This is a genomic window from Pseudomonas sp. NPDC087598 (assembly GCF_044743525.1).
GTDB lineage: Bacteria > Pseudomonadota > Gammaproteobacteria > Pseudomonadales > Pseudomonadaceae > Aquipseudomonas.
The window spans coordinates 32,476-46,416 of sequence record NZ_JBIUWQ010000028.1; the positions used below are offsets into that span (position 1 = coordinate 32,476).

The window sequence follows — 13,941 nt, forward strand, 5'->3', positions numbered from 1 at the left end:
ACACCACACAACTAAGCCGCGGCCCACGCCTGCAAGCTCAAATGCGCCTTCTCCCCCGGCGCCAGGTGCAAGCTGTCCGTGCCCCCCGCCGCCGCTTCCACACAGACAAACTCCGAGATCTCATCCCAGGTCACGCCCAACAATGGCCGTGAGCCCGGATGCCAGACCACGGTGTCGGCACTGTCCCCGGTATCGATGCACAACTCGCGCTGCCAGGCATGATCCTTGAGCTGTAATTCACCGTCGTGCTGAAACACCCGCTGACAACCACCATCGACGCGCAACTCGCCTTCCTGCTGGCAAACCTCACGGTTCAACTGGTCGTAACCCTGCGCGCCTTCAAGCCCAGACAGCGCTATCTCACTCACATCGCCAATACGCCAGTAAGCGTGCAAAGCCTGGCTCATCTGGCACGGCATGTCGTCCTGATGCTCGGTACTCAGGCGTAGTTCCATGCGTTCACCCAAGTGCGCGTGCAGGTCGACCTGCCAATCACATAGCTGCAATTGCCAGTGCAGGCGCACGCCATCTTCGGCGCTGCTGCTGTCGAGCAGTTTCCAGTCGAGCAGGCGCGCCCAGCCGTGGGATGGCCAGGCGTTTTCGCTCGGATGACGACCATACCAAGGCCAGCACACCGGCACGCCGCCACGAATGGCACCAACGTGCGGCCACTTCGCCGCACACCACAACCACGGCTTTTGCCCTCGCGGCTGAAAGTGCAGCAACTGCGCGCCCTGACGACTGAACACCGCCTGACACAGCGGATGATCGATCACCAGCACGTCGCGCATCTGATAGCGCTCCCAGGCGAACACAGGTTGTTCGCGCAGTGATTTGAAGAAGCGTTGTAGCGGATGCTCATGCATTTGCCACGGTCCTGAAAATCATGGGGGTACTCAACAATCCACATTGTTCTTGTGGCGAGGGAGCTTGCTCCCGCTGGGCTGCGAAGCGGCCCCTGAATCATTCACTACGGTGTGTCAGTTAAACCTCATCAGCAGCTCTTACGACTGCTGCGCAGCCGAGCGGGAGCAAGCTCCCTCGCCACAGAGGCATTACCTTTGATTGCATCGACCTGTGTCACAAAAAAAAGCGGACAGCCTGGGCTGTCCGCAAATATGCGCACATAGAGAGGAGCTTATCGCAGACGCGTTAGAACGTAGACTGAATTTTCAGGCCAGCGACCAAAGCGTTGTCCACCGCATCCACACCGCCCGGGTGCGTGATGTATTGCAGGTTAGGACGCACGGTCAGCCAGTTGGTAACGTGGATGCCGTAGTTGAGCTCGTAGTTGTATTCGGTTTCACGAATCGGCGAGAACACCGGATTGTCGTAGTCCGAAACACCGTTGGAAGCGTTCAGCAACTCGGCGTTTTTCTTCACGTCATCGTTGACGTGGATACGCGCCGCGCCAATGCCGATGTCATCCTTCGGACGCGCATCGAACGGGCCTTTGTAGACGAACATCACCGACTGGTAGTTGTCGATGAAGTTGGTGTCTTTGTCGTGGAACGTGGCGTTGGCGGCGATGTTCAGACCGCGAGTTGCATCACCGTTGTGACTGGTGAGTTGCTGTTGCGCGACGAACCAGTAGCCGTGTTTGCTGCTGTGGGTCTTGTAGGCGTCGCGAGTGGTCGCTGCGTCGAGACCGTTGACGTCTTCACGGACGTCGGCAGCATCAGCAGTGCTCTTGTAGTAACCGACGCGGTATTCGCCCGGCAGGCTGTTGACCTTCGGCGACCAGACCAATTCGACTGGCAGAACAGTACCGGCGGTGCCGCTGCCGCTGAGCTTGAAGCCGTTGCCGTGTTCCAGCTGCGACGGGTTCTGGTTGTACGCACCGATCTGCGCGTAGAGCTCGTCGTTGATGTTGTACTTGACGCGGATCGCGGCCTGGCTGACTGGCCAGTTGTACCAGATGTTGGTCGCCCAGTTACCCACTTGCGAACCGCAGAACGCCAGGTTCTGGAAGTCGCACGGGAAGGTGTTGAAGTCTTCGCCTTCACCGAAGTAACCCGCCTTGACGTCGAGCTTGTTGTCGAAGAACTGGTGCTGAATCCACAACTGGGTCAGACGCACCATATGGCCACGGCCGTAGACTTCTTGAGACGAACTCAAGGTGCCGGCACGCGGATCACCGACGCGATCGTTGGAGATGTTGTAACCGTTACGGTTGGTCAGCTGGATCTTGGCCTGAGTGTTGTCCCAGCCCCACAGCTTTTGCAGATCGAGTGCCACGCCCAGACCGAACTGGTCGGCGTAACGCGCAGTCTTGTCGTCGTTGTAGCCACCGTGCAGGTTGCCACCGACTTCCCCAACGTAGTCGGCCTTGATGTCGATACCCTGCTCGATCAGCTTGGTCCGCTCACCACCCCAGTCGCCGGTCATCCATTTGGAATCGGAGCTGAAGGCATCCGCGGCCATCGCGTTACCGGCCAGCACCAATGCCGCCGCAGCTGACACTTGGCAGATCAACCGGGCATTGACGTGTTTCTTTTTCATCCCTACATCCTCGTCTTTATTGTTATTAACTGTTTTTATCTAACGCGGTTTACATAAAGTGCGACGAATGACAAACCATTCACCGCGTGCTCCTTTGTGGGAGCGAGCCTGCTCGCGAATGCGGTGTATCAGGCGACATCAATGCTGGATGTCAGACCGCTTTCGCGAGCAGGCTCGCTCCCACATTTGTTTTTCAGCGGCCTTTGAATTGCGCCACGTTCGCAGACCGCGCATCGGTCTGTGGTTGGGCCGCAACGCCCAAACGCTCGCCAGTCTTGGCATCGAACAACAACACTTTCGACGGATCGAATTGCAGCGTCAGGCTCTCGCCCACCTGCGGCGCCACGTCCGGCGCCAGTCGGCAGCAGACTTTGGTGTCATTCAGATTGACGAATACCAGCGTGTCCGGACCGGTCGGCTCAGTGACTTGCACTTCAGCCTTGATGCTCGGCAGGCCGTTGCCCTCGCCGTTCGCCAGAACAATCTGCTCCGGGCGCAGGCCGAGGATCACTTCGCGATCTTCCAGACCGGCGTCCTGCATGCCCATCGGCAATTCGCAACGCGCCTGACCACTGTCGAGCAGTGCCAGCAGACGACCGTCCTTGCGTTGCAGACGCAGCGGAATGAAGTTCATTGGCGGCGAGCCGATGAAGCTCGCGACGAACAGGTTGGCCGGGTCGTTGTAGATCTCTTTCGGCGTGCCGAACTGCTGAATGATGCCGTCCTTCATCACCGCAACCTTGTCGCCCAGCGTCATCGCTTCGATCTGGTCGTGGGTCACGTAGACCGTGGTGGTCTTCAGGCGTTGGTGCATCAGTTTCATTTCGGTGCGCATCTCGACGCGCAGCTTGGCGTCGAGGTTGGACAGCGGTTCGTCGAACAGATAAATCTTCGGCCGCCGCGCCAGTGCACGGCCCATCGCCACACGCTGTTGCTGACCACCGGAGAGCTGCCCCGGCTTGCGGTTGAGCAGGTGTTCGATCTGCAGCAGCTTGGCCACGCGGGCGACTTCTTCGTCGATCGCAGCCTGTGGCATCTTGCGGATCTTCAGACCGAATTCGATGTTCTCGCGCACGCTCATGGTCGGGTACAGCGCGTAGGACTGGAACACCATGGCGATGTCGCGATCCTTCGGACTCATGCCGCTGACGTCCTGGTCGCCGATCATGATCGCGCCGCCGGTGATGGTTTCCAGACCGGCGATGCAGTTCATCAAAGTCGACTTGCCGCAGCCTGATGGGCCGACGAGGATCAGGAATTCGCCTTCCTTGATCGACAGTTCAATGTTCTTCAGGGTGTCCGGCAGGCCGGCACCGTAGGTCTTGTTGACGTTGCGAAGTTCGAGCGTAGCCATGATTACCCCTTGACTGCGCCGGCCGTCAGCCCGCGCACGAAATACTTGCCTGCGACCACATAGACCAGCAGGGTCGGCAGACCGGCGATCATCGCCGCTGCCATGTCCACGTTGTATTCCTTGGCGCCGGTGCTGGTGTTGACCAGGTTGTTCAGCGCCACGGTGATCGGTTGCGAATCGCCGCTGGAGAACACCACACCGAAGAGGAAGTCGTTCCAGATCTGGGTGAACTGCCAGATCAGGCAGACCATGATGATCGGCGTCGACATCGGCAGGATGATCCGGCGGAAGATCGTGAAGAACCCCGCGCCATCGAGGCGTGCGGCTTTCACCAGCGCATCGGGAATGCTCACGTAGTAGTTACGAAAGAACAGCGTGGTGAACGCCAGACCGTAAACCACGTGGACAAACACCAGCCCGGTGGTGGTGCTCGCCAGGCCCATTTTGCCGAGGGTGAACGAGGCCGGCAGCAGCACGGTCTGGAACGGCAGGAAGCAGCCGAACAACAATAGACCGAAGAACAACTGCGAACCACGGAAACGCCAGAACGACAGCACATAGCCGTTCAACGCACCGATGGCAGTGGAGATGATTACAGCCGGAACAGTGATCTTGATCGAGTTCCAGAAATAGCCATCAACGGTGGCCCAGGCCTTGACCCAACCAATGCCGCTGACCACGGTCGGCCAGCTCAGCAGGTTGCCGGTGCTGATGTCTTCCGGGGTCTTGAAGCTGGTCAGCAACATGACCACCAGCGGCACCAGATAAAGCAAAACGGCGAGGATCAGCACCGCATAGATCGCGATGCGACTCAGGCTGATAGCAGGTTTGGCAGCGAGACTAGTCATTGCGCTTGGTCCTCAGCTCGGAATACAGGTAAGGCACGATGATCGCGAGGATCGCGCCGAGCATCAGAATCGCACTGGCCGAGCCCATGCCCATCTGGCCGCGACTGAAGGTGAAGGAATACATGAACATCGCTGGCAGGTCGGAGGAATAACCCGGACCACCGGCGGTCATCGCCGCGACCAGGTCGAAGCTCTTGATCGCGATGTGCGCCAGAATCATTACCGCACTGAAGAACACCGGACGCAGGCTTGGCAGCACCACTTTCCAGTAGATCATCGGCATGCTTGCGCCATCGATCTGCGCGGCACGAATGATCGATTGATCGACGCCACGCAGGCCGGCGAGGAACATCGCCATGATGAAACCCGAGGCTTGCCACACAGCGGCAATCACCAGGCAATAGACCACGCGATCAGGATCGATCAGCCAGTCGAGACGGAAGCCTTCCCAACCCCAGTCACGCAACAATTTGTCCAGGCCCATGCCCGGGTTGAGCAGCCATTTCCACGCGGTACCAGTGACGATCATCGAGAGCGCCATCGGGTACAGGTAAATGGTGCGGATGAAGCCTTCGCGACGGATGCGCTGGTCGAGGAACACCGCCAGCAGCACGCCGATCACCAGCGTGATGCCGATGAACATGCCACCGAACACCGCGAGGTTTTTGCTCGCAACCCACCAGCGGTCGTTGTCGAACAACCGTGCATATTGCGCCAGACCGGCCCACTTGTAGTTGGGCAGAAACGTCGAGGTGGTGAACGACAGCACGAACGTCCACAGGATGTAGCCATAGAAGCCCACCAGCACGATGAACATGCTCGGCGCCAGCACCAGTTTGGGTAGCCAGCGCTGCAATGCATCGAACGGCGAGGCCTTGCTGAATACAGCAACAGAACTCATGGGGAAATCCACTACGAGAGAAAAGGACTACTTGGGCAACTCGTCCCCTTGTAGGAGTGAGCCCTGTGGCGAGGGGATTTATCCCCGATCGGCTGCGAAGCAGTCGCAAAACCATTGCATGCGGCATGTCTGATACTGCGCCGCTGCAACTTTCCGGGGTCGCTTCGCAACCCATCGGGGATAAATCCCCTCACCACAAAGGCTCGCTCCTACAGGAGGGGCCTGTGCTACCGATGCTTATTTAGCCGACTTGATCGCTGCACCAAGTTTCTTGGCGGTGTCGGCCGGGTCGGCTTTCGGGTCGTTGATGTAGTTGGTCACGACATCAAAGAACGCGCCCTGCACAGCCAGCGTGGTCGCCATGTTGTGCGCCATGCTCGGCTGCAGACCACCGGACTTGGCGTCCGCCAGGAAGTCCTTGGCCGCGGTTTGTGCGCAGGAGTCGAAACCGAGTTTCTCCATGTTGTTCAACATGTCGTTGCGAACCGGGATCGAGCCTTTGTTGATGCTGAAGACTTTCTGGAAGTTTTCACCCAATACGACTTTGGCGATGTCCTTCTGACCGGCCGCAGTACCAGCGTCTTTCTGCTTGAACACAGCCAGCGAGTCGATGTTGTAGGTGAACGCCTTGTCGGTGCCAGGGAAGGCTACGCACTCGTAGTCCTTGCCGGCGACTTTCTTGGCGGCGGTCCATTCGGACTTGGCCCAGTCACCCATGATCTGCATGCCGGCCTTGCCGTTGATGACTTTGGCGGCTTCCAGGTTCCAGTCCTGGCCTTTGCCGTCAGCGTCCATGTAGGTCGCGACTTTCTTCAGCTCGGTCAGGGCCTTGACCATGTCCGGACCGGTCAGTGCGCCGTTGTCCAGATCAACCAGGGCTTTCTTGTAGCCATCGACACCCATAACCGAGAGCACCACGGCTTCGAACACGGTGCTGTCCTGCCAAGGCTGACCGCCGTGGGCCAGCGGAATGAAGCCCGCCGCCTTCAGCTTGTCGCCAGCGGCGTAGAATTCTTCGAGGGTGGTCGGGTTCTTGGTGATGCCGGCTTTCTTGAAGACTTCCGGGTTGATCCACAGCCAGTTCACACGGTGAATGTTCACCGGCACGGCCACGTAATCACCGTCGTACTTCACGGTATCGGAGACTTTCTTGTCGAGCAGGCTGTCCCACTTCTCTTCTTTGGCAACGTCTTTCAGAACGTCGGTGTCGAGCAGACCGGTCGACGCCCATTCCTGAATGTCCGGGCCTTTGATCTGGGCAACGCCAGGCGGGTTACCGGCCACGGCGCGGCTTTTCAGTACGGTCATGGCAGTCGCACCGCCACCGCCGGCAACGGCGCCGTCCTTCCAGGTGAAGCCGTCTTTCTCGACTTGGGCCTTGAGCACATCAACGGCAGCTTTTTCGCCACCGGACGTCCACCAGTGCACGACTTCCACCGAACCTTTGGATTCGGCAGCGGACACACTGAGAGGCAGAATTGCGAGCGGGAACAGGGAGGCGACAGAAATGACAGTAGCGAGGCGAGAAATCGCATTCATCTGAGATGTACCTTTCTTGTTGTTATGCATTGCAAGTCTGGTGCTTGCGCTGCACAGGAGTTTAAACAGGGCTATTCCCCTCGCAGGTAACGAAGGGACGCGGGAATGTCACCGTATGGTTACACAGGAGCGCCTTGAGACAACTGCGCCAGGGCACTGGCCATGCTCGGTGACAAGGGTAGACGAGGGATCAGCACCGCTTGCCAGGCGTGATAAAGATCGGGTTTGCCCGGCCAGATATCGGCACTCGGAAGGTTTTGCGGATTGAGTTCGTGGTGCCAACTGCCGTCGCAACGGTCGATGAAATTCACCTCGCAGAATTCCCAGAACAGCCGGTACCAGGTTTCGTATTGCGCATCACCCGTGCGTTTGAGCAAGGCGCTGGCGGCGGCACTGGCTTCGGCATGGGTCCAATGCAGCCGATGGCGAACCACGGCTTTGTTGTCCCAGTCGAGGGTGTAGACGATGCCCGACAAACCATCGACGTCCCAGCCGTGACGGGAGTTTTGCTCAAAGAGTTTTTGCGCATCGGTGGCGAGCCAGCCCGGCGTCAGCATTCCCGCCTGCACCCGTGCAGCTTCGAGGTGCAGCAACAGCCGCGCCCACTCGAAACCGTGACCCGGCGTGGTGCCGTAAGGACGGAAGCCGTCAGCGGGGTTGTCGTGGTTGTATTCGCGCAGCGGCTGCCAGTCGCGGTCGAAGTGTTCGATGACCATATAGCCATTGGCGGCGGCGTGACCGTGAATCACTCGCTCGACAATGCGTTGCGCGCGCACCAGCCAGCGTGGATCTTCAGTGACATCGGCGAGGGCGAGGAACGCTTCGGTGGCGTGCATGTTGCTGTTGGCGCCGCGATAGGCTTCCTCTTCACTCCAGTCACGGTTGAAGAATTCGCGCATGGCGCCCTCTTCTTCGCTCCAGAAATACGTGTCGATGATGTCGATCGCATCATCCAGCAACGCTTGGGCACCGGGACGCTGGGCGACCACCGCAGAACTTGCCGCCAGCGCGACGAAGGCATGTAGATAGGCGTTCTTGCCGGTGTTGTCGTCGCGGTGTTCGGCGACCGCGAACCAGCCACCGTGTAACGCATCACGCAACGGCCCGCGCAGGGCGGCAATGCCGTGATCGACCAGTTCAGCGAAGCCCGGCAGGCCTTGAATATGGGCCATGGCGAAACTGTGGGTCATGCGTGCGGTGTTCATGGTTTCGGCTTGCGCGTTCGCGGGCAGACGGCCGCGTTCGTCGAGGTTGCCGAAACCTTCGGGCAATTTTGACGCCTTGGCGAAATCCAGCAGGCGCAGGCCTTCGGCGGCGAGCCATTGCTGGTGGGCAGGGGCGTTCAGCCAACTGCTGAAGCCGGGTTGGAAGAGATCCATGGGTGGCCTTTTTTGTTGTTATGACTGCGGGGAGTCTAAACAACGGGCCGGGGCGGGCTTGTAACGAAGGGGGCGGGTTTTGTCACCGATCCGTGACATTCATGGATCTAGAGTGAAATCTGTGGCGAGGGAGCTTGCTCCCGCTGTGGCGCGAAGCGGCACCCAAAAATAAGGCCTGCTGCGCAGTCCAGCGGGAGCAAGCTCCCTCGCCACAATGATGGGTGTCAATCAGCACTACGCGGCAGTTGCAGGGTCACGCGCAAGCCACCCTCACGCAAATTCTGCAACGTCACCTCACCACCATGGCTATGGGCAATGTTGCGCGCAATTCCCAAACCGAGGCCATACCCCTGCTGCTGCCCCGCCAATCTGAAGTGCGGCTCGAATACCTGCTCCAGCCGCTGCTCCGGCACCCCCGGCCCTTCATCGTCGACGTGCAGGACAAACGCGCTCTCATCGTCATCGATATGCAAGTGAGCATTTTGCCCATACTTCAGCGCGTTATCGATCAGGTTGCCAATGCAACGTTTCAGCGCCAAAGGCTTGCCCGAATAGGCCGCCAGCGCCCGACCATCCTGAGTCACGCGGCCATTGCCATTAGGCGCCAGATACGGCTCCACCAGGCAATCGAGCACATGGTTCAGATCCACCGGTTCGATGTTCTCGTGGATATCGGTGTCTTTCACGCACTGCAACGCGCCTTTGACCAGCAGCTCCAGCTCATCCAGATCGCGGCCGAACTTGGCTTGCAGCGTTTCGTCTTCCAGCAGTTCGACGCGCAAGCGCAAACGGGTGATCGGTGTGCGCAGGTCATGGGAGATCGCGCTGAATAACTGGCTGCGTTCGGTCAGGTAACGGCTGATGCGTTCGCGCATGGTGTTGAAGGCCCGGCCCACTTCAACCACTTCGCTGCCGCCGCCCTCGGCCACCGGCTCGACGTCAGCGCCCAGCGACATGTCCCGTGCAGCCCGCGCGAGACGCTTGAGCGGCCGGCTCTGCCAGTGCACCAACAGACCGATGAACAACAGCAGGAAACCGCTGGTGAGAACGATAAACCACACCTGCTGTGACGGCAGGCCTTGTTCTTCAAGGCTGGTGTAGGGCTCGGGCAGCAAGGAAGCGATGTACAGCCATTCGCCCGGCGCCATCTGGATTTGCGTGACCAGCACGGGCGGGTTTACCGGTTCCAGCGTCAGCGCGTAATGCGCCCAGGAGCGCGGCAGTTCATCAAGCTTCAGCCCGGCGTTGAAAATCCGCAGGTCCTCGGGACTGACAAATGTCACCGAAATATCGGTGTCATTGCCGAGGGTCTGGCGCAGCACTTCGTCCACGGCCTTCATCACCGCGGCCTTGCGCGGCGTGACCGGCAGCACGTCCATGCCCAACGGTTTGTCGTTGAGCGTCACCACGAACCGGGTGCCGCCCATGCTGCGCAACTGGTCGAGCACCAACGGCCGATACGCCACCGGCAGCGAGCGGAAATAGCTGACGCTGGCGGTCATCGAATGGGCGAGGCTGCGGGCGCTGGTGACCAGGCCTTCGAGCTGAGTGGCGCGCAGTTGCGAGACCCAGATCACGCTGGATAACGTCTGTGCGAACAACACCGCGAGCAAGGTCAGCAGGAGCATCCGCCCGAGCAGCGAACGCGGCACCGGCACCTTGGCCGCGAGTTTGCGCAGCGACTCAGTGACCATTGCCGGCAACCACGTTGGCTGCCAGTTGGTAGCCACTGCCGCGCACGGTACGGATCAGCCGTGGCGGTTTTTCCGTGTCGCGCAGGCGCTGGCGCAAACGGCTGACAGCCATATCGACGATGCGATCGAGCGGCATCAGATCACGGCCACGGGTGGCGTTGCCAATGGTGTCGCGGTCGAGGATTTCCTGCGGGTGATCGAGGAACAGTTTCAGCAGCGCGAAGTCGGCGCCGGACAAAATCACTTCCTCGCCGTCAGTGTGGAACAGCCGATGACTGACCATATCCAGCCGCCACTCATCGAAGGCCAGCACTTCACTGCCGTTGCGCTCCTGCCCAAATTGCGCGCGTCGCAGCAAGGCCTTGATGCGGGCTTGCAGTTCGCGGGGGCTGAAGGGTTTGCCGAGATAATCGTCGGCACCGAGTTCCAGCCCGATGACCCGGTCGGCCTCGTCGGAACTGGCGGTGAGCATGATGATCGGCACTTGCGCCTGACGCGGATGCTGGCGCACCCAGCGGCACAGGCTGAAGCCGTCTTCGTCGGGCAGCATGACATCGAGGATCACCAGATCGCTCGGCGCCTCGTTGAGTGCCTGGCGGAAACTGGCGCCATCGGCCGTGGCACGTACCTGAAACCCGGCACGGGTCAGGTAGGTTTCCAGCAACTCGCGTATTTCCTGGTCGTCATCGACCAACAATATCGACTTGTTGACTGAGCTCACTTCGAAGGCATCCTTGTTGTTGGAATTGGGGCGGATTATGCCTGATGAACCTTGGAAATTTGTTGCCTGTTCTGGCCTCATCGCTGGCAAGCCAGCTCCCACAAGGATCTGTGTCGTTCACAAAACCTGTGGGAGCTGGCTTGCCAGCGATGAAGGCGACTCGGTATCAAGCCTGTTCGAGGGCCACACCGGCGCCGACAAGCCCGGAATACGGCGCCGTCACCAGCCATACCGGAATGCCTTTGAAGTAATCACTCATGCAGCCCTTGTCAGCAAAGCTGCGGGCAAAACCGCTTTCGACGAAGAAATCGGCAAAGCGTGGAATCACGCCCCCGACGATATAAACCCCGCCGCGCCCGCCCGTGGTCAGCACGTTGTTGCCGGCCACACGCCCCAGCCAGCAACAGAACTGTTCGAGCACTTCCAGCGCAATCGGATCGCCCGCAAGGCCCGCAGCCGTGATGGCTTCCGGTGTATCAAGCTTGGGTTCGTGACCATCCACCGCACAGATCGCCCGGTAGACCCGAGGCAAGCCGCCGCCGCTCAACGCGGTTTCGGCGCTGACATGGCCGATTTCGTTGTGGATGTGCTGCCACAATTGCGTTTCACGCGGGCTGCTCAGCGGCAGATCAACGTGACCGCCCTCGCCCGGCAACGCGGCGAAACGGCCCTCGCCGAGATCGAGCAGAGTGCCGACGCCAAGGCCAGTGCCCGGGCCAATCACCACCGCCGGGCGCAACGGCTCCGGCGTGCCCTCGCAGACCACGCGAAATTCGCCCGGCTGCAAACGGGTCATGCCCAGCGCCATCGCCGAGAAGTCGTTGACCAGCAGCAGTTGCTCGACCTGCAAGGTTTTGCAAAACGCTGTGCGACTCAACCGCCAATGGTTGTTGGTGAACTTGAATTCATCGCCGCTGACGGGGCCTGCCACCGACAGGCATACCGAGCCGATTGAACCCGACGCCAGACCGAGCCCGCTCAGGTAGAGGCTGATCGCCTCTTCCGGGCTGGCATGGTCGGCCGTGGCCAGCACCTGAACCGATTCCAGTTGCTGGTTTTTCCACAACGCAAACCGCGCGTTGGTGCCTCCGATGTCACCGACCAAAGCCAGTTTCAATTAAGCGTCTCCAGGGCAGAAGTGAAGGCGCTGGCGCCCTGCTCCGCCGAGCTGAAAGCCAAACGCATGAAACCAAACAGTTCGCGACCGCTGCCGATGTTGTTGCCCAACAGGCCTTTGGCGGGTTCGCGTGCTGCAAATTCGTCGGCGTCGACCTTGAGTTCCAAAGTGCCTTTGACGCCATCGACGCGGATGATATCGCCCTCTTGCACGCGCGCCAAAGCGCCACCGACATAAGCTTCCGGGCTGACGTGGATCGCCGCCGGGATTTTCCCCGAGGCGCCGGACATGCGTCCGTCAGTCACCAGCGCGACTTTGAAGCCGCGATCCTGTAGCACGCCGAGGAACGGCGTCATCTTGTGCAGCTCGGGCATGCCGTTGGAGCGCGGGCCCTGGAAGCGCATCACCGCGACAAAATCTTTTTCCAGCAGACCGGCCTTGAACGCATCGGCCAGATCCTGCTGATCCTGGAACACCATCGCTGGTGCTTCGACGATCTGGTTTTCCAGCGCCACGGCCGACACCTTCATCACACCGCGACCGAGGTTTCCCTCCATCACGCGCAAACCGCCCTCCGCCGAGAACGCCCGCGCAACCGGGCGCAGGATGTTTTCGTCGAGGCTGTCGGTCGGGCCTTCGCGCCAGACCAGCTGGCCGTTATCGAGGAACGGCTCTTTGGTGTACTGGCTCAGGCCGTGGCCGAGCACGGTGTTGACGTCTTCGTGCAGCAAGCCTGCTTCCAGCAGTTCGCGGATCAGGAACGACATGCCGCCCGCCGCCTGGAAGTGGTTGATGTCGGCTTTGCCGTTCGGGTAGACGTGGCTCAGAGTCGGCACGACTTCGGAGAGGTCGGCCATGTCCTGCCAGGTCAGTTGAATGCCCGCGGCCATGGCGATGGCCGGCATGTGCAGGGTGTGGTTGGTCGAACCGCCAGTGGCGTGCAGTGCCACGATGGAGTTGACCAGCGATTTCTCGTCGACGATTTCGCCGATCGGCATGAAGTTGCCGTTCTGCTTGGTCAGGCGCGTCACTTGATGCGCGGCTTCGCGGGTCAGCGCCTCACGCAGCGGCGTGTTCGGGTTGACGAAAGAGGCGCCCGGCAAGTGCAGGCCCATGACTTCCATCAGCAACTGGTTAGTGTTGGCGGTGCCGTAGAAGGTGCAGGTGCCCGGACTGTGATAGGACTTCATCTCCGATTCCAGCAACTCTTCGCGGGTCGCTTTGCCTTCGGCGTATTTCTGCCGCACGTCGGCTTTTTCCTTGTTGGAAATGCCCGAGACCATCGGCCCGCCCGGGACAAAGATCGTCGGCAGATGACCGAAGCGCAGCGAGCCCATCATCAGGCCCGGGACGATCTTGTCGCAGATGCCGAGCATCAGCGCGCCGTCGAACATGTTGTGCGACAACGCCACGGCGGTGGACATGGCAATCACTTCGCGGCTCGGCAGGCTCAGCTCCATGCCCGGCTCGCCTTGAGTCACGCCATCGCACATCGCCGGAGTGCCACCGGCGAACTGGCCGACCGAACCGATTTCGCGCAGGGCGTTTTTGATTTGTTCAGGAAAGACTTCGTACGGCTGGTGCGCCGAGAGCATGTCGTTATACGAAGAAACAATGGCGATGTTCGCCGAATTCATCATCCGCAGGCTGTGCTTGTCTTCGCTGCCGCACCCGGCCACGCCGTGGGCGAAGTTGGCGCATTGCAGCTTGCCGCGCATCGGCCCGTCGGTCGCGGCGCCGCGAATCAGTGCAAGGTAAGCCTGACGCGTGGCGCGGCTGCGGGCGATAAGCCGTTCGGTGACCTCAAGAACGCGGGGATGCATGTGTAGAACTCCAGGCTAACGGATGTGGCGACCTGATTGTCTATGCTGATCAAACACCGCTGT

The 13,941-nt window shown here is 60.2% G+C and carries 11 protein-coding genes; all 11 read right to left on the bottom strand.

Annotated elements, in window-relative coordinates; translation table 11 throughout:
* Positions 1–11: 11 nt before the first annotated feature.
* The 11 genes from ACIOWE_RS16605 to edd all read right to left on the bottom strand — a co-directional run bounded on the left by ACIOWE_RS16605 (position 12) and on the right by edd (position 13,878).
* Positions 12–866, bottom strand: coding sequence for a D-hexose-6-phosphate mutarotase (locus tag ACIOWE_RS16605; RefSeq protein ID WP_401393402.1), 855 nt, complete (start codon positions 864–866; stop codon positions 12–14).
* Positions 867–1,152: 286 nt separating this feature from the next.
* On the bottom strand, positions 1,153–2,502 hold the full coding sequence (locus ACIOWE_RS16610) for a carbohydrate porin (protein ID WP_401393404.1): 1,350 nt from the start codon (positions 2,500–2,502) through the stop codon (positions 1,153–1,155).
* A 193-nt stretch (positions 2,503–2,695) separates the two neighbouring features.
* Positions 2,696–3,856, bottom strand: coding sequence for an ABC transporter ATP-binding protein (locus ACIOWE_RS16615; protein WP_401393407.1), 1,161 nt, complete (start codon positions 3,854–3,856; stop codon positions 2,696–2,698).
* 2 nt (positions 3,857–3,858) lie between these two features.
* Positions 3,859–4,704, bottom strand: coding sequence for a carbohydrate ABC transporter permease (locus ACIOWE_RS16620; protein WP_201237085.1), 846 nt, complete (start codon positions 4,702–4,704; stop codon positions 3,859–3,861).
* The gene (locus ACIOWE_RS16625) at positions 4,697–5,605 is read right to left on the bottom strand and encodes a carbohydrate ABC transporter permease (protein WP_008082808.1); all 909 of its coding nucleotides are present in this window, start codon (positions 5,603–5,605) and stop codon (positions 4,697–4,699) included. The genes ACIOWE_RS16620 and ACIOWE_RS16625 overlap by 8 nt, the downstream gene beginning before the upstream one ends.
* Positions 5,606–5,842: 237 nt before the next feature.
* Entirely contained in the window at positions 5,843–7,144 is a 1,302-nt protein-coding gene (locus ACIOWE_RS16630) for an ABC transporter substrate-binding protein (protein WP_201237084.1), read from the bottom strand.
* Positions 7,145–7,263: 119 nt separating this feature from the next.
* Positions 7,264–8,523, bottom strand: a complete 1,260-nt coding sequence (locus tag ACIOWE_RS16635) for an AGE family epimerase/isomerase (RefSeq protein WP_401393411.1) — start codon at positions 8,521–8,523, stop codon at positions 7,264–7,266.
* Between the two features lie 224 nt (positions 8,524–8,747).
* Positions 8,748–10,217 (bottom strand): ATP-binding protein, encoded by a 1,470-nt coding sequence (locus tag ACIOWE_RS16640; protein WP_201238599.1) that lies wholly within the window; start codon positions 10,215–10,217, stop codon positions 8,748–8,750.
* Positions 10,207–10,938 carry a response regulator gene (locus ACIOWE_RS16645; RefSeq protein WP_008082801.1) on the bottom strand — a complete coding sequence of 244 codons (732 nt, stop codon included), beginning with the start codon at positions 10,936–10,938 and terminating at the stop codon, positions 10,207–10,209. The genes ACIOWE_RS16640 and ACIOWE_RS16645 overlap by 11 nt, the downstream gene beginning before the upstream one ends.
* A 166-nt stretch (positions 10,939–11,104) precedes the next feature.
* A complete protein-coding gene (locus ACIOWE_RS16650; protein ID WP_401393414.1) occupies positions 11,105–12,055 on the bottom strand; it encodes a glucokinase in 951 nt (316 codons plus the stop codon).
* Entirely contained in the window at positions 12,052–13,878 is a 1,827-nt protein-coding gene (gene edd / locus ACIOWE_RS16655; RefSeq protein ID WP_401393417.1) for a phosphogluconate dehydratase, read from the bottom strand. Before edd ends, ACIOWE_RS16650 begins: the two co-directional genes overlap by 4 nt.
* Positions 13,879–13,941 lie beyond the last annotated feature (63 nt).

Excerpts from the sequence above, each read along its gene's own strand:
- ACIOWE_RS16605 (WP_401393402.1), bottom strand. The coding sequence starts at position 866 with ATGCATGAGCATCCGCTACAACGCTTCTTCAAATCACTGCGCGAACAA.
- ACIOWE_RS16610 (WP_401393404.1), bottom strand. The coding sequence starts at position 2,502 with ATGAAAAAGAAACACGTCAATGCCCGGTTGATCTGCCAAGTGTCAGCT.
- ACIOWE_RS16615 (WP_401393407.1), bottom strand. The coding sequence starts at position 3,856 with ATGGCTACGCTCGAACTTCGCAACGTCAACAAGACCTACGGTGCCGGC.
- ACIOWE_RS16620 (WP_201237085.1), bottom strand. The coding sequence starts at position 4,704 with ATGACTAGTCTCGCTGCCAAACCTGCTATCAGCCTGAGTCGCATCGCG.
- ACIOWE_RS16625 (WP_008082808.1), bottom strand. The coding sequence starts at position 5,605 with ATGAGTTCTGTTGCTGTATTCAGCAAGGCCTCGCCGTTCGATGCATTG.
- ACIOWE_RS16630 (WP_201237084.1), bottom strand. The coding sequence starts at position 7,144 with ATGAATGCGATTTCTCGCCTCGCTACTGTCATTTCTGTCGCCTCCCTG.
- ACIOWE_RS16635 (WP_401393411.1), bottom strand. The coding sequence starts at position 8,523 with ATGGATCTCTTCCAACCCGGCTTCAGCAGTTGGCTGAACGCCCCTGCC.
- ACIOWE_RS16640 (WP_201238599.1), bottom strand. The coding sequence starts at position 10,217 with ATGGTCACTGAGTCGCTGCGCAAACTCGCGGCCAAGGTGCCGGTGCCG.
- edd (WP_401393417.1), bottom strand. The coding sequence starts at position 13,878 with ATGCATCCCCGCGTTCTTGAGGTCACCGAACGGCTTATCGCCCGCAGC.